The organism is Streptomyces shenzhenensis (assembly GCF_021462265.1).
GTDB lineage: Bacteria > Actinomycetota > Actinomycetes > Streptomycetales > Streptomycetaceae > Streptomyces > Streptomyces shenzhenensis.
Window position 1 is genome coordinate 42121 of sequence record NZ_JAJONF010000052.1, and the last position, 26891, is coordinate 69011.

At 70.7% G+C, this 26891-nt stretch carries 22 protein-coding genes; 15 read left to right on the top strand and 7 right to left on the bottom strand.

Going from position 1 to position 26891, the window contains the following annotated elements; all coding sequences use genetic code 11:
- Positions 1–285: 285 nt before the first annotated feature.
- Positions 286–1050: a DeoR/GlpR family DNA-binding transcription regulator gene (locus LQ326_RS40150; protein ID WP_234544016.1), complete on the bottom strand. Its 765-nt coding sequence runs from the start codon at positions 1048–1050 to the stop codon at positions 286–288.
- A 128-nt stretch (positions 1051–1178) separates the two neighbouring features.
- Between LQ326_RS40150 and LQ326_RS40155 the strand changes: the two genes are divergently transcribed.
- The 6 genes from LQ326_RS40155 to LQ326_RS40180 all read left to right on the top strand — a co-directional run bounded on the left by LQ326_RS40155 (position 1179) and on the right by LQ326_RS40180 (position 10488).
- Positions 1179–2198, top strand: coding sequence for a carbohydrate kinase family protein (locus tag LQ326_RS40155; protein ID WP_234544017.1), 1020 nt, complete (start codon positions 1179–1181; stop codon positions 2196–2198).
- 140 nt (positions 2199–2338) lie between these two features.
- Complete coding sequence (locus LQ326_RS40160) at positions 2339–3613, top strand: ABC transporter substrate-binding protein (protein WP_234544018.1); 1275 nt, start codon at positions 2339–2341, stop codon at positions 3611–3613.
- Positions 3614–3647: 34 nt separating this feature from the next.
- Positions 3648–4625, top strand: coding sequence for a carbohydrate ABC transporter permease (locus tag LQ326_RS40165; RefSeq protein WP_234544033.1), 978 nt, complete (start codon positions 3648–3650; stop codon positions 4623–4625).
- A complete protein-coding gene (locus LQ326_RS40170) occupies positions 4622–5491 on the top strand; it encodes a carbohydrate ABC transporter permease (protein WP_234544019.1) in 870 nt (289 codons plus the stop codon). Before LQ326_RS40165 ends, LQ326_RS40170 begins: the two co-directional genes overlap by 4 nt.
- 118 nt (positions 5492–5609) lie before the next feature.
- Complete coding sequence (locus LQ326_RS40175; protein WP_234544020.1) at positions 5610–8606, top strand: glycoside hydrolase family 2 TIM barrel-domain containing protein; 2997 nt, start codon at positions 5610–5612, stop codon at positions 8604–8606.
- A gap of 49 nt (positions 8607–8655) precedes the next feature.
- Positions 8656–10488, top strand: a complete 1833-nt coding sequence (locus LQ326_RS40180) for a LamG-like jellyroll fold domain-containing protein (protein ID WP_234544021.1) — start codon at positions 8656–8658, stop codon at positions 10486–10488.
- 222 nt (positions 10489–10710) lie between these two features.
- On the opposite strand, the gene LQ326_RS40185 is transcribed toward LQ326_RS40180, so the two are convergent.
- The 4 genes from LQ326_RS40185 to LQ326_RS40200 are packed head-to-tail and all read right to left on the bottom strand — an operon-like array spanning position 10711 to position 14489.
- Positions 10711–11166 carry a MaoC family dehydratase gene (locus LQ326_RS40185; RefSeq protein WP_181805486.1) on the bottom strand — a complete coding sequence of 152 codons (456 nt, stop codon included), beginning with the start codon at positions 11164–11166 and terminating at the stop codon, positions 10711–10713.
- A gap of 14 nt (positions 11167–11180) precedes the next feature.
- The gene (locus LQ326_RS40190) at positions 11181–12686 is read right to left on the bottom strand and encodes an acyl-CoA synthetase (protein ID WP_234544022.1); all 1506 of its coding nucleotides are present in this window, start codon (positions 12684–12686) and stop codon (positions 11181–11183) included.
- A gap of 10 nt (positions 12687–12696) precedes the next feature.
- Positions 12697–13572 (bottom strand): amidohydrolase family protein, encoded by an 876-nt coding sequence (locus LQ326_RS40195; RefSeq protein WP_234544034.1) that lies wholly within the window; start codon positions 13570–13572, stop codon positions 12697–12699.
- Positions 13572–14489 carry an SDR family NAD(P)-dependent oxidoreductase gene (locus LQ326_RS40200; RefSeq protein WP_308402127.1) on the bottom strand — a complete coding sequence of 306 codons (918 nt, stop codon included), beginning with the start codon at positions 14487–14489 and terminating at the stop codon, positions 13572–13574. The genes LQ326_RS40195 and LQ326_RS40200 overlap by 1 nt, the downstream gene beginning before the upstream one ends.
- A gap of 228 nt (positions 14490–14717) precedes the next feature.
- Between LQ326_RS40200 and LQ326_RS40205 the strand changes: the two genes are divergently transcribed.
- Together LQ326_RS40205 and LQ326_RS40210 are read left to right on the top strand one after the other, a co-directional pair.
- A complete protein-coding gene (locus LQ326_RS40205; RefSeq protein ID WP_234544036.1) occupies positions 14718–15137 on the top strand; it encodes a MarR family winged helix-turn-helix transcriptional regulator in 420 nt (139 codons plus the stop codon).
- Entirely contained in the window at positions 15134–15913 is a 780-nt protein-coding gene (locus LQ326_RS40210) for an IclR family transcriptional regulator (RefSeq protein WP_234544023.1), read from the top strand. Before LQ326_RS40205 ends, LQ326_RS40210 begins: the two co-directional genes overlap by 4 nt.
- A 203-nt stretch (positions 15914–16116) precedes the next feature.
- Here LQ326_RS40210 and LQ326_RS40215 read toward each other — a convergent pair whose 3' ends face one another.
- Positions 16117–16689, bottom strand: a complete 573-nt coding sequence (locus LQ326_RS40215) for a TetR/AcrR family transcriptional regulator (RefSeq protein WP_234544024.1) — start codon at positions 16687–16689, stop codon at positions 16117–16119.
- An 81-nt stretch (positions 16690–16770) separates the two neighbouring features.
- Between LQ326_RS40215 and LQ326_RS40220 the strand changes: the two genes are divergently transcribed.
- Together LQ326_RS40220 and LQ326_RS40225 are read left to right on the top strand one after the other, a co-directional pair.
- Positions 16771–17658, top strand: coding sequence for an NAD(P)H-binding protein (locus LQ326_RS40220; protein WP_234544025.1), 888 nt, complete (start codon positions 16771–16773; stop codon positions 17656–17658).
- A gap of 220 nt (positions 17659–17878) precedes the next feature.
- Positions 17879–19288, top strand: coding sequence for a glycoside hydrolase family 16 protein (locus LQ326_RS40225; protein WP_234544026.1), 1410 nt, complete (start codon positions 17879–17881; stop codon positions 19286–19288).
- 55 nt (positions 19289–19343) lie between these two features.
- Here the strand turns inward: LQ326_RS40225 and LQ326_RS40230 are convergent, their stop codons facing one another.
- The gene (locus tag LQ326_RS40230; RefSeq protein ID WP_234544027.1) at positions 19344–20240 is read right to left on the bottom strand and encodes a helix-turn-helix domain-containing protein; all 897 of its coding nucleotides are present in this window, start codon (positions 20238–20240) and stop codon (positions 19344–19346) included.
- 146 nt (positions 20241–20386) lie between these two features.
- On the opposite strand from LQ326_RS40230, the gene tkt reads away from it, so the two are divergent.
- The 5 genes from tkt to LQ326_RS40255 form a co-directional block, all read left to right on the top strand.
- On the top strand, positions 20387–22477 hold the full coding sequence (gene tkt / locus LQ326_RS40235) for a transketolase (protein ID WP_234544028.1): 2091 nt from the start codon (positions 20387–20389) through the stop codon (positions 22475–22477).
- Between the two features lie 38 nt (positions 22478–22515).
- A complete protein-coding gene (gene tal / locus LQ326_RS40240) occupies positions 22516–23658 on the top strand; it encodes a transaldolase (protein ID WP_234544029.1) in 1143 nt (380 codons plus the stop codon).
- Complete coding sequence (zwf, locus tag LQ326_RS40245; protein WP_234544030.1) at positions 23658–25226, top strand: glucose-6-phosphate dehydrogenase; 1569 nt, start codon at positions 23658–23660, stop codon at positions 25224–25226. The genes tal and zwf overlap by 1 nt, the downstream gene beginning before the upstream one ends.
- Positions 25223–26158 (top strand): glucose-6-phosphate dehydrogenase assembly protein OpcA, encoded by a 936-nt coding sequence (gene opcA / locus LQ326_RS40250; protein ID WP_234544031.1) that lies wholly within the window; start codon positions 25223–25225, stop codon positions 26156–26158. The genes zwf and opcA overlap by 4 nt, the downstream gene beginning before the upstream one ends.
- The coding region (locus LQ326_RS40255) for a phosphoglucose isomerase-related protein (protein ID WP_491074093.1) at positions 26151–26891 on the top strand (741 nt) is incomplete at its 3' end. The genes opcA and LQ326_RS40255, both read left to right, overlap by 8 nt.

Here is a 26891-nt window from a genome sequence, read left to right on the forward strand (position 1 = left end):
GGCTTCCTCCAAGGATGCCCACGCGTTCAGGCCCCGAACTGATCGAGTCTTCACGGAACACGTCGAGAGAAGGAGATCCGCCACGTCGGCGGATCTCTGCCCATATGAACGGCTGCGCTCTGCGCGGTACGCCGTGAGAACCAGGCACGCACCGTCTCCTTGCACTTGCTCCAAGAGCCCGGGCCGGTCCCGGCCCGGCTGGTGTCGATCGCGGAAGACCCGATCGCCCGCCGAGCGGTCGGGGGGCGTGAGCCGGCAGTCTCCTTCCGCTCCGGGGAAGAGGATTCAAGCCTGAGCCTTTCCCGCCACCACCACCTCGACGCGGGCCTCCTCCAGGGCGGCCCGGGTCGCCGCGTCCACCGGCGCGTTGGTCACCACCATGTCCAGGTCCCCGGGACCGCAGACCTTCGCCATGCCCGTGCCCGGGAACTTGGCGGCGTCGGCGAGCAGCACGACCTTGTCGCTCGCCCCGATCATGGCGCGCTTGACCGGCACCTCGACGACCGTCGTGTCCATCACCTGCCCGCCCGGGCGGACCCCGCTGGTCCCGAGGAACAGCCAGTCGGCGTGCAGCTGGCGCAGGTTGTCCTCGGTCAGGAAACCGACCAGGGAGCGGTACTCGCGGCGGAGCATGCCGCCGAGCAGCACCAGTTCGATGCCCTCGTCGTCGGCGAGCTCCTCGTAGACCACCAGGTTGCTGGTGATGACGGTGAGGCGGCGGCCGTGCAGCTGGCGGGCCAGCCGGAAGGCGGTGGTGCCGATGTCGAGCAGCACCGACTGGCCGTCCTCGACCAGTGCCGCCGCGCACGCGGCTATCGCGTCCTTCTCGGCCACGCGCACCTCGGCGACCTCGTCGAAGGGCTGGTCGCCCTCGTCGACGACGGCGCCGCCGTGGACACGGGTGAGCAGCCCGTCCTCCTCCAGCTTGACCAGGTCGCGCCTGATCGTGGCCGGGCTCACGCCCAGCTGCTCGGAGAGGTCGGTCACAGCCGCGGGGCCGCCGGAGCGAAGGGCCCGCAGGATGAGTTGGTGTCGTCGTTCTGCCAGCACGCGGCGAACACTACTCGTCATCTTCAATCAAATCCATGCTCAGTTCTGCTCGGGTATTGACCAATCTCACTCAGCGGCGCACGATTCCGGTCATCGAAAATGACGAGTTTTGACGAGAGGCGGTACGCGTGGACGACGACAGGCCCGACGTGCTGCTGACCGGGCTGCTCTTCTACGACCTCGTCCTCACCGGGCTGGGAAAGCCGCCGACACCGGGCGAGGAGATCTGGACGGCGGGCATGGGCTGCGGCCCCGGCGGCATCGCCAACCTCGCGGTGGCCGCGGCCCGCTTCGGCCTGCGCACCTCGCTCGCCACGGTCTTCGGGGACGACTTCTACGGCGAGTACTGCCGGGACGTCCTGTACGACCAGGAGGGCATCGACCTCTCGCTGTCCCGCACCGCGGACGGCTGGCCCACCCCCGTCACCGTCTCGCTCGCCGCCGGTCACGACCGGGCGCTCGTCACCCACGGCCAGCAGCCCCCCTACTCGCAGGACACGCTGATGGGCGACCCGCCCGAGGCGCGCACGGCGCTGGTGCACATCGAGGCCGAGCCGCGCGAGTGGATCGCCAAGGCGGCCGCGAACGGCACCCGCGTCTACGCCGACGTCGGCTGGGACCCCACCCAGGAGTGGTCGCGTGACCTGCTCGACCAGCTCGCCCTGTGCCACGCCTTCCTCCCCAACGAGGCCGAGGCGATGGCCTACACCCGCACCGGCAGCGCGGTCGCGGCCCTCGGCACGCTCGCGGAGCTGGTGCCGGTGGCGGTCGTCACCCGGGGCGGGGACGGCGCGGTGGCCGTCGACCAGACCACCGGCGAGTACGCGGAGGTCCCGGCCCTCCCCGTGGACGTCCTGGACGCGACGGGCGCCGGGGACGTCTTCGGGGCGAGCTTCGTCGCGGCCTCCCTCGGCGGCTGGCCGCTGGCCGAGCGGCTGCGGTTCGCGGTCCTCGCGGCCGGGCTGTCCGTCCGGCACCACGGCGGTGCCCTCGCGGCCCCCGGCTGGTACGGCGTCGACCGCTGGTGGCGTTCGCTGACCGACCCCGAGCTGAGGACGACGTACGGCTTCCTCGCCGACCGGCTGCCGGCGGAAGCGGGCCCCCCGGTGCACCACGCCCCCGTCACCCCGCCCGCCCGGCCGCACTGACCCGCACCCGATCCACAGCAGCCCACGCCCAGAACCCCAGGTACCAGGCCCAGTGCTTCACAGCCCCACAGCCCCACAGCCCCACGATCCACAGCACCAACGCCCCTCAGTACCACGAACAGGAACAACAGGAGTGACCCGTGGACCTTTCACGTAGAGGCTTCCTCCAGGCCGCCGCACTCACCGCGGCCGCCTCCGGCCTGACCGTCGCGTGCGGCGGCTCCGGATCGGGCGGCACCAAGAACGGCAAGAACCTCACCCTGTGGTACTGGGGCGGTGCGCTCAGCGACAAGGTGGTCGCGGAGGCGAAGACCCACTTCGGCAGTGCGGTCACGCTGACCGCCGCGTCCATCGGCGGCGACTTCAAGCAGAAGCTCACCACCACCCTCGCGGCGGGCTCCTCCGTGCCGGACATCACCGGCATCAAGGGCGAGGACATGGCGTCCTTCCTGCCCAACGCCTCCCGCTTCCTCGACCTGAACGACCTGGGTTTCAAGAAGATCTCCGCGCAGTACCTGGGCTGGAAGGCCAAGCTCGCCCAGACCGGCGACGGCAAGCAGATCGGCTTCCCGATCGACATCGGCCCCACCGCGCTCTTCTACCGCGAGGACCTGTTCGCCAAGGCCGGCGTGGCCACCGACCCCGACAAGGTCGCGGCGCTGGTCAGGACCTGGGACGACTACTTCACGCTCGGCACCGAGCTGCAGCGCAAGAACCCCGGCACCTACCTGGTGAACAACATCAGCGCCGTCTTCAACATCGCGGTCGGCCAGGGCACCCAGCGGTTCATCGACAAGAACAACCACTTCATCGGCGACCAGGACCACATCCGCGGCGCGTGGACCACGGCCGTCCGCCCCTACACCCTGGGCATCGACGCCAAGATCAACGACAACTCCTGGAACGCCGCCATCGGCAAGAACCTCCTCACCGAGCTCGGCGCGGCCTGGCACGCGCTGGACATCGAGCAGGCCGCGCCCCACACCAAGGGCAAGTGGCGGGTCTGCGCGAACCCCGCCGGACCCTCCAACCAGGGCGGCTCCTATCTCGCGCTGCCCAAGCAGTGCCGGAACCCCGAGGAAGCCTTCAAGATCATCAGCTGGATCCTCAGCCCCGCCAACGACGCCCGCGGCTTCACCGACGCCGCCATCTTCCCGGCCGCCCCGGCCGCGTACACCATGCCGGCCATGACGGGCCCGGACGCCTTCTTCGGCGGGCAGAAGGTCATCGAGGTCTTCGGCCCGGCCGCCAAGGCGATACCGGACAGCTACGAGGCCCCGGCCGACGCCGCCGTCATGGCCCCCTACATGACGGAGCTGACCAACATCGAGGCCAAGGGCAAGAAGCCCGACGACGCCTGGCACGACGCGGTCAGCCAGGCCAAGCAGATCGCCCGGCGCCAGGGGGTGAACTGAGGTGACGTCACCTCCGGTCACCGGCCCCGCCGCGGTGCCCGGGCACCGCGGCGGGCCGGGCCCGGCCCGGTTCCGCCCGCGGCGCGCCACGCCCGCGGGCACCACCGCTCGGCCCAGGCGGCGCGGGCCGCTGTCGTACTGGCGGCAGTACCTGGCGATCTCGCCCTTCTACCTGATCTTCGCCGCCTTCTCCTTCTTCCCCGTCTTCTATTCCCTGTACCTGGCCTTCCAGCGCTGGGACGGCCTGGGCACCATGCAGTTCGTGGGCCTGCAGCAGTTCCGGTTCCTGTGGGACGACCCGGTCTTCTGGCTGTCGATCCGCAACACCCTGGTGATCTGGGTGCTGTCCACCGTGCCCACCCTCTTCGGCGCCCTGATGCTGGCGACGCTGCTGCACTCGGTGCGCCGCTTCAAGGGGTTCTACCGCATCGCCCTCTACCTGCCGAACGTCACCTCGATCGTCGCGGTGGCGATCTTCTTCGGCGCGGTGTTCAGCAACAACTTCGGTCTGGTCAACGCGATCCTGGGCACGGTCGGCATCTCGCCGGTGCCGTGGCTGAGCAACCCGTGGCTGATCAAACTGGTCATCGCGCTGCTGATGACCTGGATGTGGACCGGCTACAACATGATCATCTATCTGGCCGGTCTCCAGGCGATCCCGGCCTCGATCTACGAGGCGGCGAAGATGGACGGCGCCGGCCCGGTCCGCACGTTCTTCCGGATCACCGTCCCGATCATGCGGCCGATCATCCTGTTCACCGTGATCATCTCGACGATCAACGGTCTGCAGAGCTTCAGCGAACCCCAGGTCCTGTTCGCCAGCAACGCCGCCAACGCAAACCTCGGCGGCCCGGGACAGGCCGGTCTGACCACGCTGCTGTACTTCTACCAGTCGGCCTTCCTCAACAACGACTACGGCTACGGCGCGGCCATCGTGTGGGCCTTCTTCCTGCTGATCATCGTCCTCGTCGCCGTCAACTGGCGCATCACCCAACGAGGGAGGAAGCCGTGACCACGGCGGACACCACGCGGCCGGCCCCGCGCGCGAGGCGGCTGCGCCGTCCCAAGGGCCTGACCGCGCACCTCGTCCTCATGACGGCCGTCGTGCTCTCGGTCTTCCCGTTCGTGTGGACGATCGTCATGGCGACCAACACCACCCAGGACATCTACAAGAGCCCGCCGAAGTTCACCTTCGGCTCGCACCTGCTGGAGAACATCCGGCACGTGCTGAACACCATCGATTTCTTCGGGTCGATGCTCAACACAGTGGTCGTCGCGAGCGTCACCACCGTCCTGGTGCTGTTCGTCGACTCGCTGGCCGCCTTCACCTTCGCCAAGTTCGACTTCCCCGGCCGCAAGCTGCTGTTCGGGACGCTGCTGCTGTTCATGATGCTGCCGCTGCAACTGGCGATCCTGCCGCAGTTCATCCTCATGTCGAAGATCGGCTGGGTCGGTACGCTCCAGGCGCTGGTGCCCCCGGCCCTCGCCAACGCCTTCGGCATCTTCTGGCTGCGCCAGTACATCGAGAACGGCGTGCCCGACGAACTGCTCGACGCCGCGCGCATCGACGGCGCCGGGTTCTTCCGCCAGTACTGGAACATCGCGCTGCCGATGATCAGGCCCGCGCTGTCCTTCCTCGCCATCTACGCCTTCGTCGGCGCCTGGAACGACTACGTCTGGCCGCTCGTCGTGCTCACCGACCCCGACCACGTGACCCTCCAGGTGGAGCTGGCCCAGCTGAACGTCGGCCACACCACCGACTACAGCATGGTCATGGCCGGGGTGCTGATGGCGGCCCTGCCACTGGTGCTGGTCTTCGCCGTCTTCGCCCGCGGTTTCATCGCGGGCGCCACCGAAGGCGCGGTGCAGGGCACCTGACCCGCGCGGGCCGGCCCGGCCCGCGCGGCATCCCACCCGACTCCCCCACCCCACCCCGCCCCGCCTCGCCACGCAACCCATGTCATCCCCCGTCAGCAGAAAAGGGAGCCGTCCGCCGATGAACGATCCGTCGGTCCCCGGGCCCCGGCCCGCCGATCCCCTGATCGCCCTGCGTCCCTGGGAGGCACCCGAGGTGACCTCCTGGCGCCGGCTCCCCATGAACGCCGTCGACCGGCGCACCGGAGCCCTCCCGCTGGACGGCGACTGGCGCTTCCAGTTGCTGCCGGCTCCCGACGCGCCGGCCGGCGGCCGCTGGTCCACGGCGCACGTCCCCGGCGCCTGGACCGTGCAGGACACGGACGACCTGCCGCAGTACACGAACGTCACCATGCCGTTCGGCGAGTTCCCGCCGGACTCCCCCGCCGCCAACCCGACCGGGGTCTACGAACGGGAACTGGACGTCCCCGGGCAGTGGGCCGGGCGGCGCGTCGTGCTCCAGGTGGGCGCGGCGGAGAGCGTACTGCTCGTGCACGTCGACGGGCGGCCGGTGGGCGTCTCCAAGGACTCCCACCTGGCGGCCGAGTTCGACCTCACCGAAGTCGTCCGGCCCGGCGCGCGGTCGGTCCTCAGGCTCACCGTCGTCAAGTGGTCGGACGCCTCGCACATCGAGGACCAGGACCACTGGTGGCACGGCGGGATCACCCGCTCGGTGCTGCTGTACGCGACCGACCCCTTTCATCTCGCGGACGTGACCGTGCGGGCGCGGCGGGACGGCGAGTTGCGCGTGGACTGCCGGGTACGGAACGCGGCGGGCGACCGGGCACTGCCCGGGGGCTGGTACCTCACCGGCGAGCTCGACGGTGAACCTCTCGCGCAGGACGCCGCGTTCGACCGGCTCAACGCCGCGGACGACCGGGTCTCCGACTTCCTCGGCGAGGCCCGCATCCACGCCACCGTGCCCGACGTGCGCACCTGGAACGCGGAGCAGCCGGAACTGTACGGGCTGACCGTCCGGCTGCACCGCGCCGACGGCACGCTCGCCGACACCTCGTACCACCGCGTCGGCTTCCGGGACGTCGAGATCGCCGGCCGGGACCTGCTCGTCAACGGTGAGCGGGTCTTCGTCCGGGGCGTCAACCGGCACGACTTCCACCCCCTCACCGGGCGGACGGTGTCGTACGACGACATGCGCGCGGACCTGGTGCTGCTGAAGCGGTTCGGGTTCAACGCGATCCGCACCTCGCACTACCCGAACGATCCGGCCCTGTACGACCTCGCGGACGAACTGGGCTTCTACGTCGTCGACGAGGCGGACGTCGAGTCCCACGACCACGCCCACGAGATCGCCGACGACCCGCGCTACCTGAACGCCTTCGTGGACCGGGTCGCGCGCATGGTGCTGCGCGACAAGAACCATCCCTCGGTCATCATCTGGTCGCTGGGCAACGAGTCCGACTACGGGGCGAACCACGACGCGGCGGCCGGCTGGCTGCGGCGCCACGACCCGACCCGGCCGCTCCAGTACGAGGGGGCGGCCAAGCGCGGCTGGGCGGACCCGGACGTGGCCTCCGACATCGCCTGCCCCATGTACGCGCCGCTGGAGGACTGCGTGGCGCACGCCCTGTCCGGCGAGCAGACCAAGCCGCTGATCCAGTGCGAGTACTCGCATGCCATGGGCAACAGCAACGGCACGCTGGCCGACCACTGGGCGGCCATCGAGTCCACTCCGGGGCTTCAGGGCGGGTTCATCTGGGAGTTCTGGGACCACGGAATCCTCCAACGGGTGAGCGACGGAAGACCGGTCGGGCGCGCGGGCGCCGGACTGTATGACAACGGTGTCGCCGCGCCCGGCCACCGCTGGGCGTACGGCGGCGACTTCGGCGAGGCCCCGCACGACGGGGCGTTCGTCGCGGACGGGATCGTCTTCCCCGACCGCACCCCCAAGCCCGCGATGTACGAGCACCGGGAGATCGCGGCACCGGTCCGCATCCGGTGCTTCAGGCACGAGGGCGTCGTGCTCGCCAACCACCAGCACTTCCGGGGTTTCGACTGGCTGACCGGCACCTGGGAGCTGGCGCTGGCCGACGGCCGTACCCTCACCGGCCCGGCCGGGCTGCCCGAACTGTGCCCCGGCGAGACCGCGGCCGTACCGCTGCCCTTCGAGGTGCCGGCGGACGGCGGCGAGGCGTGGCTGACGCTGCGGGTGACGGTCGCCGAGGACCAGGCATGGGCGCCGGCCGGTACGGAGATCTGCGCGCCGCAGATCCGGATCCGGGCGGCGGACCCGCTCCGGCCGCCGGTGCCGGCGGGGCCCGCCGTCCGGGTGGACGACGAGGGGCTGCTGCTGCACCCGCTGCTGGCGGCCGCGCCGGTGCTGTCCCTGTGGCGGGCGCCCACCGACAACGACGAGCTGGGCGGGACGGCGCGGCGCTGGCGCGCCTGGGGCCTGGACCGGCTGGTGCGCAAGGTGGTCTCGGTGCGCCGCGGTTTCGAGGAAGGCGAGAGGGGGGTGCCCCCGGCCGAAGGCTCGGGGAGGGTGACCGTGCTTGCGGAGTACGCCGGCACGGTCGGGGTGGTACGGCACCGGCAGGAGTTCACGCCGGTCGAGGGCGGTGTCCGGGTCGACGAGTCGGCCGAGCTGCCCGAGGAGTTCACGGACGTGGCGCGGGTCGGCTCGGTCTTCGAGACGGTGTCCGGGCTCGATCTGCTGGAGTGGTTCGGCCAGGGTCCCTGGGAGTCGTACCCCGACCGCGCCGCCGGAGCCCCGGTCGCGCACCACTCATCGCCCGTGGACGAGTTGTTCACCCCCTATCTGCGGCCCCAGGAGAGCGGCGGCCGGCACGGCGTCCGGCGGTTCACGCTGTCGGCGCCGGACGCCACCGGACTCGTGGTCGAACTGGACGGGCCCCGCCAGGTCTCCGTCAGCCGCTACCGCGCCGAGGACCTCACCGCCGTCACGCACCACGACGAACTCGTGCCGCGGGCCGGCTGCGTGGTCCACATCGACGCCGCACACCGGGGCCTGGGCACGGCGTCGTGCGGTCCCGACACCTTCCCCTCCTACCTCGTCGCACCGGGTGTCCACCGCTGGAGCTGGACCCTGCGCGTCCGCTGAGATCCCCCCACGCCCCTCCCCGTCACTTCTGCTTACTCACGGAGCACTCGTGTGTACTTCGCATGACCACATCCAGGGTGAGGCCGCGCAGGCCGGAGCCGGGAGACGCAACTTCCTCAGGGCCACCGCGCTGCTCGGTGCCGCCGCCACCGCCGGGGTCGCGCTGCCGGCCGTCGCCGAGGCGTCCTCCGGTTCCGGCCGGCGGCCCGACCCGGAGAGCCGGCGCTTCACCCTCGCGGTGATGCCCGACACCCAGTACCTCTTCGACGGGCCGAGCATCAACCCGGCGCCCGTCGAGGCCTCGCTGCACTATCTGCTGGAGCAGGGCGGTGCCGCCGACGAGAACATCGTCTTCCTGTCCCACCTCGGCGACCTCACCCAGAACGGTGCGCCGGAGGAGTTCGCCGCGATCAGCAAGGCGTTCGGGATCCTCGACCGCCGCGGGGTCGGCTACAGCGTGCTGGCCGGCAACCACGACATCAGGTCGTCCACGGACGACCAGCGTGGCGCGACGCCCTACCTGGACGCGTTCGGCCCGCAGCGGTTCAAGGACAGGCCGACGTTCGCCGGAGCGTCCTCGGACGGCTACAACACCTGCCACCTGTTCCGGGCGGCCGGGCGTGAGTGGCTGGTCCTGGCGCTGGACTGGCGGCTGTCGGCCAAGGGCTACGCCTGGGCGAAGGACGTCATCGCCGCCCACCCGAAGGCACCCGTCATCCTCACCACGCACGAACTGGTCGTGGGCGACGACGAGTTGTCGTCGTACGGACAGCAGCTGTGGGACCGGCTGATCAACGAGCACGACCAGATCTTTCTCACCCTGAACGGGCACTACTGGCCGGCGGGCCGCGCGACCCGCAAGAACGCGGCCGGCAACGAGGTGCACCTGCACCTGACGAACTACCAGAACCGCTACTTCGGCGGTGCGGCGATGATCCGCCTCTACCACTTCGACCTGGACCGCGACGTCATCGACGTGGAGACGGTCTCGCCGTGGATCCTCGGCCGGGCCAAGAAGGGCCTCAACGAGCTGGAGCGGCAGGAGATGGAGCTGAGCGGCGACGCGGACCGCTTCTCCGTCGGCATCGACTTCGCGGAGCGCTTCGCCGGCTTCGACCCGGTGCCGGTCCGCCCGGCGCGGCCCGCGTCGCAGCTGCTGGTCCGGGGCACGGCCGCCTACTGGCGGTTCGACTCGGCCGTCGTGGACACCGTCCGTGACCTGTCCGGCAACGGCAACGACCTCACCGTGGTCTCGGTGGGCGGCGGCACCCTGGGCTGGTCGGCGGACCACCACCCGGACCAGCCGGGCCACGGCAGTCTGGAGTTCACGGGCTACAAGTCCCCGCTGACCGGCGCATACCTGCGGACCGTCGACGGCGCCCCGCTCAACTCGGCGACCTTCAAGGACGGTTACACCATCGAGGCGTTCTACCGGCTGCCCGCCGACTGGAGCGCCGCGCACAACGCATGGTCCGGTCTGGTCAGCCGCACCGGCCGCAACGGCTCGGTCGGCACCGTCACCGACGACCCGGACGAGCCGCTGGCCACGCTCTCCATCTCCGACGGTCCGGGCCCGCAGTGGGCCGTGCACCCGCTCAACCAGCGGCAGCTGGCCACCAACTGGGGCGACGAGACCGACCCCGGGATCTGGTGGCACCTCGCCGTCGTCAACGACGGCAGGCACACCACGATGTACGTGCAGGGCTGTCCGGTCGCCCGCAACCCGCACGCCGCCGCGGTCGGCATCGCCTCGGCCGGGAAGCCCTGGCTGCTCGGCGGCTACGAGTACGCGGACCGGATCGACCAGATCCTGCACGGCCGCCTCGGCGACGTCCGGATCGTCTCCCGGGCGCTGCCCGTCTCGTCCTTCATGACCCACTGACTCCTGTGACAGACGCCGGACACGAGGGGGGTGCGGCCGAAGGACGTGTCCGGCCGCCGGGGTACGTGCACGCCGCGTGTCCCGATCGACCCGGTCTTCGTGGGACGTGGTGGGCTGAGCGTCCCGTTCGGCTTCGGGCCGGTGGGGGCCGGTCGCGCAGTTCCCCGCGCCCCTTACGGGGCTCGTCGTCCACGGGTGGCCCCCACCGCACCGGCCCGAGCCCTACGCGTAGAACCGCGAGAGGCTCTGCAGCACGGCGGCGGGCTTGGTCCCGCCGTCGATCTCGATCGTGCCGTCGACGACGATCTGCACGCCGCCCGGCACGTCCTCGACGTCCGTCAGCCGGCCGGCCAGCCGGATCCGGGAGCCGGCCTTCACCGGGGCCGGGAAACGCACCTTGTTCAGACCGTAGTTGACCTTCGTGGTGACGCCCTGCACGTCCAGCAGCTCGGTGAACAGGGGGATGAACAACGACAGGGTGAGGTAGCCGTGGGCGATGGGGGCGCCGAAGGGGCCCGCGGCCGCCCGCTCGGGGTCGACGTGGATCCACTGGTGGTCGCCGGTCGCGTCGGCGAAGGTGTCGATACGGTCCTGGGTGACCTCGATCCACTCGCTGGTGCCCAGGTCGCTGCCCGCGAGCTTCTTCAGTTCGTCGAGGCCGTTGACGGTGACGGTCATGTGGCTTTCCTTACTCAGGAGTCGGTGCCGTAGCGCTTGCGCACCTGGGACTTGAGGAGTTTTCCGGATGCGGTGCGCGGGAGTTCGTCGGCGAGCACCACGGACTTGGGGAGCTTGTACCTGGCGAGGCGGCCGGAGAGCGAGGCCAGGATCTCGTCGGCGTCGAGGACGGCGTCTTCGCGCGGTACGACCACCGCGCGCGGCACCTCGCCCCAGGTGTCGTCCGGTACGCCGATCACCGCGCACTCGGCGATGCCGGGGTGGCCGAGGAGCAGGTCCTCGATCTCGGCGGGATAGATGTTCTCGCCGCCGGAGATGATCATGTCCTTGAGGCGGTCGACGATGAAGACGTAGCCGTCCTCGTCGACCCGGGCCGCGTCACCGCTGCGGAACCAGCCGTCCGCGAAGGAGGCCGCGGTCTCCTCGGGCAGCCCCCAGTAGCCGGGCATGACATGGGGTCCGCGGACGACGACCTCGCCGGTCTCGCCGACGTCGACCCGGGTCAGGTCGGGCCGCACGACCCGTACGTCGCTGAAGAAGTGCGGTACGCCGGCCGAGCCCGCCTTGCTGACGGCGTGTTCGGCGTCGAGGAAGAGGGTGCCGGGCGCGGCCTCCGTCATGCCGTAGCCCTGGAGGAACGTCAGTCCTCTCTCCTGGTACCTGGCGATCAGCGGAGTGGGGACCGGGGAGCCGCCGCAGGTGAGGATGCGCAGGGAGGAGAGGTCGGCGTCCGGCCAGCGGGGGTGGCGGGCCACCTGTTCGAACATCGTGGGGACCCCGAACATGAAGGTGATCCGGTGCTCTTCGATCAGGTCGAGGGTCCTGGCCGGGTCGAAGGCCTCGACCAGGACACAGGTGCCGCCCTTGAGGAGGACCGGGAGGGTAAGCATGTTGAGGCCGGCCGTGTGGAACAACGGGGCCGAGACCAGGGCGCGTTCGTCGGCGATCAGGTCGGTGTCGACCAGGACGTTCAGCGCGTTCCAGGTGAGGTTGCCGTGCGTGAGCATCGCGCCCTTGGGGCGGCCGGTCGTCCCCGAGGTGTACATGATGATGCAGGTGTCGTCGGGGACGACCGGTTCGTCGATCGGGTCCTCGGCCGCCGCGGCCAGCAACTCCTCGTACTCGGCGCCCACTTCGACGTAGGTCCGGACGTCGCTTGTGCCGGGCAGGCCCGCGACCAGACCCGCGTGCGAGGGGCCGTAGAGGAGGGCCTTGGCGCCGGAGTCGGCGAGCTGGTAGGCGATCTCGGGGCCGGCCAGGCGGGTGTTGAGCGGGACGAAGACCGCGCCGAGGGTGCCGGCCGCGAACAGGGTCTCCAGGTAGGCGGGGTGGTTGGGGCCGAGGTAGCCGATGCGGTCGCCGCGGCGGATGCCCCGGGCGCGCAGGGCGTGGGCCAGGCGGGTGGTGCGGGTGTACAGGGTGCGGTAGTCGGCCGACTGCTCGCCGGACACCAAGGCCGTGCGGTGCGGGGTCTTGCGGGCCCGGCGTGCGGGCCACGAGCCCAGTCCCTCGTTGCGCATCTGCGGTCCCTTACGGCGTGGTCAGCCCGAGCAGGCGGGCGGCGTTCTCCTTGAGGATCTTCGGCCGGACCTCGTCCTTGATCGGCAGTTTCCCGAAGTCGGCGAGCCACCGGTCGGGGGTGAGGACGGGGAAGTCGGAGCCGAACAGCACCTTGTCCTTGAGCAGCGTGTTGGCGTACTGGACGAGCTGCGGCGGGAAGTACTTCGGCGACCAGCCGGACAGGTCGATGTGCACGCCCGGCTTGTGGGTGGCGACGGCGAGGGCCTCGTCCTGCCAGGGGAAGGACGGGTGCGCCAGGATGATCTTCAGGTGCGGGAAGTCGGCCGCCACGTCGTCCACGTGGAGCGGGTTGCTGTACTTCAGCCGGATCCCGCCGCCGCCCGGGACGCCGGCGCCGATGCCGGTCTGGCCGGTGTGGAAGAGGGCGATGGTGCCGGTCTCCTCGATCACCTCGTAGAGGCCGTACGCCACCGCGCGGTCGTTCGGGAAGAAGCCCTGGATGGAGGGGTGGAACTTGAAGCCCTTCACCCCGTACTCCTCGACCAGGCGGCGGGCCTGCCGGACCCCGGCCCTGCCGCGGAAGGGGTCGACGGAGGCGAAGGGGATCAGCACGTCGGCGTTGGCGGCCGCGGCCTCGGCGACCTCCTCGTTGGGGACCGGCGCGGTGCCGGTCGCGGACTCGGCGTCCACCGTGAAGATCACGGCGGCCATGTTCCGCTCCCGGTAGTAGGCGGCCGTCTCCTCGATCGTCGGCTTCCGCTTGCCCTCGACCTTGAAGTAGGCCGAGGAGGCGTCGTGCAGGTCGTCGTCGAGGGAGGAGTGGCCCTTGGCGGAGACCTCGGCGTGCGTGTGCACGTCGATCGCCGTCAATGTCGCGATGTCCATCATGCCTCCGGGAGCTTGGGCGCCGGGATGCCGACCGTCTGGAGTTCGGCGCCGACCGAGGTGGCGAAGGCGTCGGCCAGGGTGTCCGGGGTCCAGCCGCCGTCGGCGTAGGCCGCCCTGATCTCCTGCGGATGCGACCAGAGTGCCACCTTGTCGCCGCCGATGCCGATGGCCTGGCCGGTGATCGAGCGGGCCGCCTCGGAGGCCAGGAAGGGGACGAGGGCCGCGCAGTCCTCGGGGGTGCCGAAGCCCTCGCCCTTGCGCAGGAAGTCCGGGAGCGGCTCGCCGTTCTTCATGGCCTCGACGTACGGGGCGAAGGCGGGGATGGTCTCGGTCATCGCCGTGGCGGCCACCGGCACGATCGCGTTGACGGTGATGCCGGCCCGGCCCAGCTCCATCGACCAGGTACGGGCCATGGCGGCGATGCCCGCCTTCGCGGCGGCGTAGTTGGTCTGGCCGAAGTTGCCGCGCTGGCCGGCCGGGGAGCCGACCAGGATCAGGGTGCCGCCCTCGCCCTGCTCGCGCATCCGGACGGCGGCGGCGCGGGCGCAGGTGAAGGTGCCCTTGAGGTGGGTGGTGACGACGGCGTCGAAGTCGTCGTCGGTCATCTTCCACAGCACCTTGTCGCGCAGGATGCCCGCGTTGGTGACCAGGATGTCGAGACGGCCGAACTCCTGTACGGCCCTGCTCACGAGGCGGTCCGCGGCTTCGGCGGTGCCGACCGGGACCACCTCGGCGACGGCGGTGCCGCCGGCCTCGGCGATGGACTTCACGGCCTGGTCGGCGACGGTCTCGTCCACGTCGTTGACGACCACGCGGGCGCCGCGGGCGGCCAGGGCACGGGCGTAGGCGAGGCCGAGGCCCCGGCCGCTGCCGGTGACGACGGCGGCCTTGCCGGTGAGATCGATGGTGGGCACGGTCGGTCCCTTCACAGACGACGGTGGCGGCCGGAGGGCCGCCTGCGACTTCGAGATCGAAGCTAAGAGCAATAATTGTTGACGTCAATAGTTGTTGTCATCCCATGGGTGCCTCATGCTGGAATCTGCGCGACAGACCGCCCCGCCGCCGGGGCCCGTAGCAGGGAGACCGCCATCACCCGCCAGCACCCCGAGAACCCGACCTCGATCGACGCGGACGAGCCGTGGATGCGCGAGCTGCACGCGGACACGGGGTACCTGCTGTACCGCCTGGGCCTGCGCTCGGGGCAGGTCTTCAACACGTTCCTCCAGGAGTCGGGGCTGCGACTGCGCCACTACGCGGTGCTGCGGTTTCTCGCCACGTCGGATGGCTCGCTCCAGCGGGAGCTGAGCACCCGGCTCGGCTACGACCCGAGCGCGATCGTCGGCCTGGTCGACGACCTGGAGAAGCTGGGTTTCGCCGAGCGGCGCCCCTCCCCCGACGACCGCCGCAGCCGGATCGTCGTCCTGACCGGCGCCGGCCGGGCGTTCCTGCGGGACACCGACGAGGCGGGCCGACGCGTGACGAACGATCTGCTGGGCCCGCTCGACGCGGCAGAGCGGGCGACGCTGCACGCCCTGCTGCTGCGCGTCGCCGACCGGCCATGACCGCCGTCACCCGTTCGGCACCCGACCGGCTGCTCGCGGTCCTGGCCGCCTTCGACCACGGGCACACGGCGCTGAGCCTGTCGGGCATCAGCCGCCGCGCCGGGCTCTCCCTGACCACCACGCACCGGCTGGTCGGTGCGCTCACCTCATGGGGCGCGCTGGAGCGGGACGCGGACGGCACCTACCACGTGGGCCTGCGTCTCTGGGAACTGGCCGCGCTGGCGCCGCGCGGTCTGGCGCTGCGCCAGGTCGCGCTGCCTTACCTGGAGGACCTGTACGAGGCGACGCACGAGAACGTGCAGCTGGCGGTCCGGGACGGGGCGGAGGTCGTCTACATCGAGTGGCTGTCGGGACGGTCGGCGGTGGGCGTGCACATCCGGGTGGGCGCCCGCTGGCCGCTGCACGCGACCGGGGTGGGACTCGCGCTGCTCGCGCACGAGACGGCCGGCTTCCAGCAGGACTACTGTGCGGGCCCGTTGGCGTCCTTCACGCCCTACACGGTCACGGATCCGGCCGGACTGCGCCGCTCGCTGGCCGAAGTCCGGCGTACCGGGGCGGCGGTGAGCAGACGTCAGGTCACCGACGACGCGCTGTCGGTGGCGGCTCCGGTGCGCGGGGCGAGCGGACAGGTGGTCGCGGCCGTCTCGGTGGTGGTGCCCGAGGCGGATGCCCAGGTGCCGGTGCTGGTCCCGGCGGTGCGGCTGGCGGCCCGCGGGATATCCCGGGCGCTGGGCTGGCAGCCCGGACCGGACGACGGGACAGGCGGGGCGGCGTGACCGGGGGCCGGCGAGCGAGGTGTACCGGGAGCCGGGCGAGGCCGCCTGGGCGTGGGCACTGGGTCAGGTGCCGCCGCGGCGGGGGCCCGGCACGTGGCCGACCGGACCGCAGCCGGGGAAGACCTCACCGGAGCGACTCGCTGATCAGCTCTCGATCCGTGCCCAGCGCCCCCTGATGGCCTGCTGTTCCAAGGCTGAGCAGTTTATTCTTCCGTGGTTTCCGGCGCGCGGATGCCTTCGAGTTGCAGGGTCAGATGCCGGCGCCAGTCGCCGGCGCCGGCCATGTTCGCCATCGCGCCTCGGGTGATGAGCACGAAATCGGAGGCGCGGAAGTCGGAGCGCAGGCGGCCGGCGTCGACGGCGCGCTGCACGATGCTCTCGGCGATCGCCGCGAACGCGGTCTTCTCGGCGTCGATGACGTCCCAGTCCGGCTCCTGCGAGCCGAGGAGCGCGAAGCGGAACGCGGCATCGGGCTCCGCGGATTCCAGGTACCGGTACAGCAGCGTCTCGAACGCCGCCCATGGGTCCTCGATCCGCTCGGCGGTTCGGGCGAGGCTGGTGATGGCTTCGAAGCGGCGGCCGATGATCGCGGCCCGCAGGGCCCGCTTGTCGGTGAAGTGCCGATACAGGGTGCCCACTCCCAGGCCGGCACGCTCGGCGATCTCGTCCATCTGCACGCTGTCGCCGCGCTGGGCGAACAGTTCACTGGCCGCGTCGAGGATGGTTTCGCGGTTGCGCCGGGCGTCGGCGCGCAGCGAGTGATCCCGGGTGGTCATGACGTTCAGGGTAGTTGACGCCATGGACGGTCCGTCTTAGATTCGGAACCGGAGTTCAGGTTCATTTTAAGGAGGACACCGGTGATCGTCGTCACCACACCGACCGGACGCATCGGCAGCCGGCTCGTGCGGCGGCTGCTCGACCAGGGCTGCGCGCTCCGGCTCGTCGCGCGCGACGCCTCGCGCCTCGACCAGGAGGTCAGCGAGCAGGTCGAGCTCGTCGAAGGCTCCCACGAGGATCCGGCCGTGCTCGACAAGGCGCTGCCCGGAGCCGACGCCCTGTTCTGGCTGGTCCCCCCGAACCCGGCCGCCCCGAGCACCATGGAGCACTACCTCTCCTTCGCCCGGGCCGGCGCCGCGGCCGTGGCCCGCCACGGTGTCAGCCATCTGGTCGGGGTGAGCAGCGCCGGACACGGGTGGACAAGCCCGGCCGGCGTGCTCTCCGCGGCCTTCGCCATGGACGTGCAACTGGCTGCGTCAGGTGCGGCCTACCGGGCGCTCGCCCTGCCCTTCTACATGGAGAACCTGCTCGGCCAGCTCGACGCGATCCGCCGGCACGGCGCGTTCTCCCTGACCTGCGCCGGCGACCAGCCACTGGCCACGATCGCGACATGTGACATCGCACAGGCCGCAGCCGGCCTGCTCACCGACCTGTCCTGGGCCGGGCAGGCCGAGCTGCCCCTGTTCGGCCCCGACCGCCTCACGCCCGACGGCATGGCCGAAGTGATCAGCGAGGAACTCGAAACACCCGTCGTCTACCGCCGCGTCACCGTGGACGAGTACGCCGCGACGCTGCGCTCCCGCGGAGCCGGCGACCGGATGGTCAGGGACCTCGTCGAGACCTTCGCCGCCCAGGACGGCGGCATCTACGACGCGGACTGGGCCACCGCGACGATCACGGCGACCGACTTCCGGACCTGGTGCCGGGAGGTGCTCAAACCCGCCGTGCACGCCACCTTCTCGTCGTGACCGGGCCGGGACCGGCACTACCGAGCGGCCGGCTTCAGAGCGTGAACTCCCATGAGAAACAAGGAGATTCTTTGTTTTAACTCTTGACGGCCGCAGGCACGGAGAGCACATTGGGCGCACTTTGAGAGCGCTCTCAGGACAGTCTCGGACAGCCTCCGGCAGTCCTGGCGCCCTCGGAGTGACACCCCCGCACTCCCTTCCGTACCCGAGAGGCACCCCCATGAGTGAAACCTCCGGTATACCCGTCGCGGATCGCAGACGGCGGCGCTCGCCGCGCCGCGCCCTGCTCGCCGCGCTCGCCACCATGGGCCTGGCGGTCGCGGCCGCCACGACCGCGACCCTTCCCGCCAGCGCCTCGGCGCCCGGCGTGCCGTCCGGCTGGAACCAGGTCTTCCTCGACGACTTCAACGGCTCGGCCGGCACCGGCGTCAACACCTCCGACTGGCAGTACGACACCGGGACCTCGTATCCCGGAGGCGCCGCCAACTGGGGCACCGGCGAGGTCGAGACGATGACGTCGAGCACCGCCAACGTCGCCCTGGACGGCAGCGGCAACCTGAAGATCACGCCGGTGCGGGACTCGGCCGGCAACTGGACGTCGGGCCGGATCGAGACCACCCGCACCGATTTCCAGCCCCCGGCCGGCGGCAAGCTGCGCGTCGAGGCCCGCATCCAGATGCCGAACGTCACCGGCACCGCCGCCTACGGCTACTGGCCCGCGTTCTGGATGCTGGGCGCGCCCTACCGGGGCAACTACCAGAACTGGCCGGGCGTCGGCGAGCTGGACATCATGGAGAACGTGCAGGGCCTGAACAAGGTCTGGGCGACCATGCACTGCGGCACCAACCCGGGCGGCCCCTGCAACGAGACGACGGGCCTCGGCAACTCGACCGCCTGCCCCAACACCACCTGCCAGTCCGGCTTCCACACCTACACCATGGAGTGGGACCGCTCGGTGAGCCCGGAGGCGATCCGCTTCTACGTCGACGGGGTCAACTACCAGACGGTGACCTCCAGCCAGGTCGACGCCACCACCTGGACGAACGCCACCAACCACGGCTTCTTCGTCATCCTGAACGTGGCGATGGGCGGCGGCTTCCCCGGCGCGTTCGGCGGCGGTCCGACCAGCGCCACCGAATCCGGACACCCGATGGTCGTCGACTACGTCCAGGTGCTGCAGTCCAGCGGGAGCGGTACCACCCCGCCGCCGAGCGGCAACCGGAACGCCTACAGCGCCATCCAGGCGGAGTCGTACGACAGCCAGTCCGGCGTCACCACCGAGACCACCACCGACACCGGCGGCGGCCAGGACATCGGGTACATCGCCAACGGCGACTGGGCGCTGTACAAGGGCGTCGACTTCGGCTCCACGCCGGCCACCCAGTTCTACGCGAGGGTGGCGAGCGGCGCGGCGTCCGGGGTGAGCGGTCTGGTCCAGGTGCGTCTGGACAGCCCGTCCAACTCCCCCATCGGCAGCTTCGCGGTCGGCGGCACCGGCGGCTGGCAGAACTGGACCACGGTCCCGGCCAACATCAGTTCGGTGACGGGCACCCACGACGTCTACCTGACCTTCAGCAGCGGCCAGCCGGCGGACTTCGTGAACGTGAACTGGTTCGACTTCGGGCACTGACAAAGGGAGTCGGGCACGCGGCGCCGGAGGGATCCCCTCCGGCGCCGCCGTCGTGTCAGCGCAACTCTGCACGGAACGCCACCGGCGTCTGCCCGGTGTGCAGGTGGAAGAACTTGGAGAAGTTCGCCGCGTCCGGGAAGCCGATCGCCGCGCCGACCCGGCCGATCGGCAGGTCCGTGTGGGCGAGGAGGCGTTTGGCCTCCAGGACGACCCGCTTGTCGATGAAGCCCTTGGGGGTCTCGCCGGTCGCGGCGCGGACCGCGCGGACCAGGGTGCGGCGGGAGTAACCGAGGGCGTCCGCGTAGCCGCTGACGCTGTGGTTGGTGGCGAAGTCCTTCTCCACCGCGTCCCGGAAGAGGGTGAAGGTCGTGTCGGCCTGGCGGCGCGCCGCCTCCGCCGAACTGGCCGCGAGATGGGCGAGGCGCAGGAGAAACGCCGTCAGGGAGTGCCGCAGAACCGAGGTGTGCAGGCTCAGGGGGAGCGTTTCGGCGTCCTCGTACTCGCGTTGCAGATTGGCGAGCGACGCCTGGACCGCGGCGAGTTGCGGTGCCTCGGGGCGGAGCAGGGGCGGCAGGTCGTAGCGGTAGAGGCCGGTCGCCTCGACGATCGCCCGCGGCAGAAAGCCGGGTTGCATGGTCAGGACGGTTCCGCGGTACTCGCAGGTCCGTGAGAAGCGGTGCACCTGGCCCGGCCGGATCCAGAGCAGGTCGCCGGCCCGGGCCTCGTACTCGGCGAAGTCGATCATGTGCCGGACCGGGCCGTCGGTGAAGAGCATCACCACGTGGAAGTCGATGCGGTGGACGCGCTCCAGCGGGTCGTCGGCGTGCCAGAGGCGTTCGGTCCCGAGCGGGCCGACCTGGATGCCGACGCCGCCGACGCTCAGATCCACCGGGAAGGGGAGGGTTCTGATTCCGTCACCGTCACCCGGCTCATTGGGCGTTCTGTCCGCCATGTCCTTCTCGTGCCCATCTCTGTCGAAGATCCGTGTCCCACTTTCACCACAGGCTGACACACTCCGACCTTCCCTCTTAAAAGTCAGACTTTTACTTTTGAACGCGTCACGCCAGCCAGACCGCTTCGAACGAGGACTTCTTGAAGATGAGCACGCAGACATCAGTGGGCTTCGACGACGGCTTCGAGTGGACCGACCTCGACCGGCGTGCCGTGGACACCGCGCGCCTCCTTGCGGCCGACGCCGTGCAGCGGGTCGGCAACGGGCACCCTGGCACCGCGATGAGCCTGGCGCCGGCCGCGTACACGATCTTTCAAAAGGTGATGCGTCACGACCCGGCCGACCCCGAGTGGACCGGGCGGGACCGCTTCGTCCTCTCCCCCGGGCACACCTCGCTCACCCTCTACACCCAGCTGTTCCTCGCCGGGTACGAGCTGGAGCTGGACGACCTGAAGGCGTTCCGCACCCACCGGTCCAAGACGCCCGGCCACCCCGAGTACGGCCACACCGCCGGTGTCGAGACCACCACCGGCCCCCTCGGCCAGGGCGTCGCCAACGCCGTCGGCATGGCGATGGCCGCCCGCTACGAGCGCGGCCTGTTCGACCCGCAGGCCCCCGAGGGCACCTCCCCCTTCGACCACACCATCTGGGCGATCGTCTCCGACGGCGACCTGGAGGAGGGCGTCTCCGCCGAGGCCTCCTCGCTGGCCGGCCACCAGAAGCTCGGCAACCTGGTCTTCGTCTACGACGACAACCACATCTCCATCGAGGGCGACACCGCGACCGCGTTCTCGGAAGACGTCCTGGGGCGGTACGAGGCCTACGGCTGGCACACCCAGCGCATCGAGCCCACCGCCGAGGGCGACGTCGACGTCCACGCCCTGTACACGGCCCTGAAGGCGGCGCAGGCCGAGACCGAGCGGCCGTCGATCATCGCGATGCGCACGATCATCGCCTGGCCCGCCCCGAACGCCCGGAACACCGAGGCCTCGCACGGCTCCGCGCTCGGCGCCGACGAGGTCGCCGCCACCAAGCGCGTCCTCGGCTTCGACCCCGAGCAAAGCTTCCAGGTCGACACCGACGTCCTGGCCCACACCCACCGCGCCCTCGACCGGGGCGCCGAGGCCCATGCCGCCTGGGACAAGCGCATCGCCGAGTGGCGCGGCCGGAACGAGGAGCAGGCGCGGCTCTTCGACCGGGTCGTGGCCGGTCAGCTCCCCGAGGGCTGGGAGTCCGAGCTCCCCGTCTTCGAGGAGGGCGGCTCCGTCGCCACCCGCGCCGCCTCCGGAAAGGTCCTCCAGGCGCTCGGCGCGGTGCTGCCCGAGCTGTGGGGCGGCTCCGCCGACCTCGCGGGCTCGAACAACACCACCATCGACAAGACGTCCTCGTTCCTGCCGAAGGGCAACCCGCTGCCCGGGGCGGACCCGTACGGTCGCACCGTCCACTTCGGCATCCGCGAGTTCTCGATGGCCGCCGAGATGAACGGCATCGCCCTGCACGGCAACACCCGCATCTACGGCGGCACCTTCCTGGTGTTCTCCGACTACATGCGCAACGCGGTCCGCATGTCGGCCCTGATGCAGCTGCCCGTGACGTACGTCTGGACGCACGACTCCATCGGGCTCGGCGAGGACGGCCCGACCCACCAGCCGGTCGAGCACCTGGCCGCGCTGCGCGCCATCCCGGGCCTGAACGTGGTCCGCCCGGCCGACGCCAACGAGACCGCGACGGCCTGGGCCGAGATCTTGAAGCGGCACGCCACGCACCCCGCCCCGCACGGCCTCGCGCTGACCCGTCAGGGCGTGCCGACGTACGCGCCGAACCCGGACGCGGCCAAGGGCGGCTACGTGCTGCGCGAGTCGTCGGCCGGGACCCCGGAGGTGGTCCTCATCGCCACCGGTTCCGAGGTGCAACTCGCCGTCGCGGCACGTGACCTCCTGGAGGCCGAGGGGATCGGCACCCGGGTGGTGTCGATGCCGTCCGTGGAGTGGTTCGAGGAGCAGCCCCGCGAGTACCGCGAGAGCGTCCTGCCGCCGGCCGTGCGGGCGCGGGTCGCCGTCGAGGCCGGGATCGGCCTGACCTGGTACCGCTTCGTGGGCGACGCCGGACGGATCGTCTCCCTGGAGCACTTCGGCGCTTCCGCCGATGCCAAGACCCTGTTCGCCGAGTTCGGCTTCACCGCCGAGCACGTGGCGGCCGCGGCCCGCGAGTCGCTCGCCGCCGCCCGTACCGCCTGATCCACCAGCCAGAGCAAAAAACAGTTCAGTAGAGGAAGATGATCGCTGTGACCGAAGCAACCGCCACCGCGGGAGCACTGAAGCGCCTGACCGACGAGGGCGTCTCGATCTGGCTGGACGACCTGTCGCGCAAGCGGATCAGCACCGGCAACCTCGCCGAGCTCGTCGCGGAGAAGAACGTCGTGGGCGTGACCACGAACCCGTCGATCTTCCAGGCCGCCATCGGCTCCGGTGAGGGGTACGAGGAGCAGCTCGCCGACCTCGCCGTGCGGGGTGTCACGGTCGAGGAGGCCGTGCGGATGATGACGACGCAGGATGTGCGGGCCGCCGCCGATGTCCTGTCTTCTGTATACGATGTGTCACACGGCACAGACGGCCGGGTGTCCATCGAGGTCGATCCCCGCCTCGCCCACGACACCGCCGCCACCGTCGCCGAGGCCAAGCAGCTCGCCTGGCTGGTCGACCGCCCCAACGTGATGATCAAGATCCCGGCGACCAGGGCCGGTCTCCCGGCGATCGCCGCGGTCATCGCCGAGGGCATCAGCGTCAACGTCACGCTGATCTTCTCGCTGGAACGCTACCGCGAGGTCATGGCCGCCTACCTGGCGGGCCTGGAGCAGGCCGCCGCCAAGGGCCTGGACCTCTCCACGATCCACTCCGTGGCGTCCTTCTTCGTCTCCCGCGTCGACAGCGAGATCGACAAGCGGCTGACCGTCATCGGCACCGACGAGGCGCTCGCGCTGAAGGGCAGGGCGGCACTGGCCAACGCGCGGCTGGCCTACGAGGCCTACGAAGGGGTCTTCGCCGGCGAGCGCTGGGCGGCCCTGGCGGCGGCCGGCGCGAACCGGCAGCGCCCCCTGTGGGCCTCCACCGGCGTGAAGGACCCGGCGTACAAGGACACCCTCTACGTCGACGAGCTGGTGGCACCCGGCACCGTCAACACCATGCCGGAGGCGACGCTGAACGCGACCGCCGACCACGGTGACATCCACGGCGACACGGTGACGGGCGGCTACGACCGGGCCCGTGCCGATCTGGCGGCGGTGGAGCGGCTCGGCATCTCCTACGACGAGGTCGTGGGCAAGCTGGAGGACGAGGGCGTCGCCAAGTTCGCGGTGGCCTGGCAGGAACTGCTGGACGCCGTCACGAAGTCCCTGAACAGCAAGGGAGTTGAGGCGTAATGAGCGAGACCGCCAAGGAGGTGCGGGTGCCGGTGGTGCCCGCCGCCGACTGGGACAACCCATTGCGCGACGCGCGCGACCGGCGGCTGCCGCGAGTCGCGGGCCCGTCGGGCCTGGTCATCTTCGGGGTGACCGGTGACCTGTCCCGCAAGAAACTGATGCCGGCCGTCTACGACCTGGCCAACCGCGGCCTGCTGCCGCCGGGCTTCTCCCTCGTCGGCTTCGCCCGCCGGGACTGGGAGGACCAGGACTTCGCCCAGGTCGTCCACGACGCGGTGCGCGAGCACGCCCGGACCCCCTTCCGGGAGGAGGTCTGGCAGCAGCTCGCCGAAGGCATGCGGTTCATCCCCGGCGACTTCGACGACGACACCGCGTTCAAGCAGCTCAAGGCGGCCGTCGACGAGCTGGACAACTCCCGGGGCACCGGCGGCAACTTCGCGTTCTATCTCTCCGTGCCGCCGAAGTTCTTCCCGAAGGTCGTGCGGCAGCTGAAGAAGGTCGGCCTGGCGACCCCGCCGGCCGGGTCCTGGCGGCGGGCCGTCATCGAGAAGCCCTTCGGCCACGACCTGAAGTCGGCGCAGGACCTGAACGCGGTCGTGCACGACGTGTTCGATCCGGACCAGGTGTTCCGCATCGACCACTACCTGGGCAAGGAGACCGTCCAGAACATCCTGGCGCTGCGCTTCGCCAACCAGATGTACGAGCCGATCTGGAACCGGTCGTACGTCGACCACGTCCAGATCACCATGGCCGAGGACATCGGCATCGGCGGCCGCGCCGGCTACTACGACGGCATCGGCTCGGCCCGGGACGTCATCCAGAACCACCTGCTCCAGCTGATGGCGCTCACCGCGATGGAGGAGCCGATCGCGTTCGACGCGGACGCGCTGCTCACCGAGAAGCTGAAGGTCCTGAAGTCGGTCCAGCTCCCGGAGGACCTGGGCAGGCACACCGTGCGCGGCCAGTACGCCGAGGGCTGGCAGGGCGGCGAGAAGGTGATCGGCTACCTCCAGGAGGACGGTATCGACCCCGGGTCGAAGACCGACACCTACGCGGCCGTCAAACTCGAGATCGACAACCGCCGCTGGGCGGGCGTCCCCTTCTACCTGCGCACCGGCAAGCGGCTCGGCCGCCGGGTCACCGAGATCGCGGTGGTCTTCCAGCGGGCCCCGCACTCCCCCTTCGACTCCACGGCCACCGAGGAGCTGGGCGCCAACGCGATCGTCATCCGCGTCCAGCCCGACGAGGGCATGACCGTCCGGTTCGGCTCCAAGGTGCCGGGCACCTCGATGGAGATCCGGGACGTGACGATGGACTTCGCGTACGGCGAGTCGTTCACGGAGTCCAGCCCGGAGGCGTACGAGCGACTCATCCTGGACGTGCTGCTCGGCGACGCCAATTTGTTCCCTCGTCACCAGGAAGTGGAAGAGTCCTGGAAGATCCTCGACCCGATCGAGACGTACTGGGCAAAGCATGGTAAGCCCGCACAGTACGAGTCGGGCAGCTGGGGACCGCAGGAAGCCGACGAGATGCTCGCACGAGACGGACGGAGCTGGCGCAGGCCATGAAGATCGACCTGACGGACACCACGGCAAGCAAGATCAACAAGGCGCTGGTGCAGGGTCGCCGCGCCATCGGAACCCCGGCCGTGGGCATGGTCCTGACGATGGTGATCGTCACGGACGAGGAGAACGCCTACGACTCGATCAAGGCGGCCGAGGAGGCCTCGCACGAGCACCCCTCGCGCACCCTGGTCGTCATCAAGCGGCACTCCCGCACCCTGCGCGACCGCACCTCGTCCCGCCTGGACGCCGAGGTCCGGGTGGGCTCCGAGGCCGGCACCGGCGAGACGGTCGTGCTGCGCACCTACGGCGACGTCTCCGACCACGCCGACTCCGTCGTCCTGCCGCTGCTGCTGCCGGACGCCCCGGTGGTCGTGTGGTGGCCGGTGGAGGCCCCCGACACCCCGTCCAAGGACCCGCTCGGCGCGCTCGCCCAGCGCCGGATCACCGACCTGTACGCGGTCGAGCGGCCGATGCAGGTCCTGGAGACCCGCGCCCGCAACTACGCGCCCGGCGACACCGACCTCGCCTGGACCCGGCTCACCCTGTGGCGGTCCATGCTGGCCGCCGCCCTCGACCAGGCCCGGACCACGGTGACCTCGGCGGCCGTCGAGGCCGAGGCGGACAACCCCAGCGCCGAACTCCTCGCCCGCTGGCTGGAGGCGCGGCTGAAGGTCACGGTGGACCGCGTGCCCTCCCCCGGCCCGGTCGTCACGAAGGTACGGCTCGGGACCGCCACCGGCGAGATCGTCATCGACCGCCCCGAGGGCCCGCTCGCGACCCTGACCCTGCCGGGCCAGCCGCCGCGCACCCTCGCCCTGAAGGTCCGCCCCACCTCCGAACTCATCGCCGAGGAACTGCGCCGCCTCGACGCGGACGAGATGTACGCCATCGCCCTCCGGGGCGAGGGGACCAAGGAGACCGTCTCCCATGTCTGACACCCCCGAGCTCACCCGGCGGCCGGAGTGGGCCGCCCTGGAGGACCACCGGGCCGCGGGCCAGCGCGTCCTGCGTGAGCTGTTCGCGGCCGATCCGGCGCGCGCCGAGCGGTACGTCGTACGGGTCGGCGACCTGTACATCGACTACAGCAAGCACCTGATCACGGACGAGACCCTCGCCCTGCTCCAGGAACTGGCCGCCGCCACCGACGTGTTCGGGCTGCGGGACGCCATGTTCCGCGGCGAGAAGATCAACATCACCGAGCAGCGGGCGGTCCTGCACACCGCCCTGCGCGCCCCGCGCGACGCGGTGGTCGAGGTCGACGGGACCAATGTGGTCCCGTCCGTGCACGCCGTGCTCGACAAGATGGGCGACTTCGCCGAGCGGGTCCGCTCCGGCGCCTGGACCGGCCACACCGGCAAGCGCATCAGGAACGTCGTCAACATCGGCATCGGCGGCTCCGACCTCGGCCCGGCGATGGCCTACGAGGCCCTGCGGGCGTTCAGCGCACGGGAGCTGACGTTCCGTTTCGTGTCCAACGTGGACGGCGCCGACCTGCACGAGGCGACCCGCGACCTGGACCCGGCGGAGACGCTGTTCATCGTCGCGTCGAAGACGTTCACCACGATCGAGACGATCACCAACGCGACCTCGGCGCGCACCTGGCTGCTCGACGCTCTGGGCGACGACAAGGCGGTGGCCAAGCACTTCGTGGCCCTCTCCACGAACTCG

Coding starts and splice junctions, on each gene's coding strand:
- LQ326_RS40175 (WP_234544020.1), top strand. CDS start 5,610: ATGAACGATCCGTCGGTCCCCGGGCCCCGGCCCGCCGATCCCCTGATC.
- LQ326_RS40185 (WP_181805486.1), bottom strand. CDS start 11,166: ATGACCGTCACCGTCAACGGCCTCGACGAACTGAAGAAGCTCGCGGGC.
- LQ326_RS40190 (WP_234544022.1), bottom strand. CDS start 12,686: ATGCGCAACGAGGGACTGGGCTCGTGGCCCGCACGCCGGGCCCGCAAG.
- LQ326_RS40195 (WP_234544034.1), bottom strand. CDS start 13,572: ATGGACATCGCGACATTGACGGCGATCGACGTGCACACGCACGCCGAG.
- LQ326_RS40205 (WP_234544036.1), top strand. CDS start 14,718: ATGCGCGAGCTGCACGCGGACACGGGGTACCTGCTGTACCGCCTGGGC.
- LQ326_RS40210 (WP_234544023.1), top strand. CDS start 15,134: ATGACCGCCGTCACCCGTTCGGCACCCGACCGGCTGCTCGCGGTCCTG.
- LQ326_RS40215 (WP_234544024.1), bottom strand. CDS start 16,689: ATGACCACCCGGGATCACTCGCTGCGCGCCGACGCCCGGCGCAACCGC.
- LQ326_RS40225 (WP_234544026.1), top strand. CDS start 17,879: ATGAGTGAAACCTCCGGTATACCCGTCGCGGATCGCAGACGGCGGCGC.
- LQ326_RS40230 (WP_234544027.1), bottom strand. CDS start 20,240: ATGGCGGACAGAACGCCCAATGAGCCGGGTGACGGTGACGGAATCAGA.
- tkt (WP_234544028.1), top strand. CDS start 20,387: ATGAGCACGCAGACATCAGTGGGCTTCGACGACGGCTTCGAGTGGACC.
- tal (WP_234544029.1), top strand. CDS start 22,516: ATGATCGCTGTGACCGAAGCAACCGCCACCGCGGGAGCACTGAAGCGC.
- zwf (WP_234544030.1), top strand. CDS start 23,658: ATGAGCGAGACCGCCAAGGAGGTGCGGGTGCCGGTGGTGCCCGCCGCC.
- opcA (WP_234544031.1), top strand. CDS start 25,223: ATGAAGATCGACCTGACGGACACCACGGCAAGCAAGATCAACAAGGCG.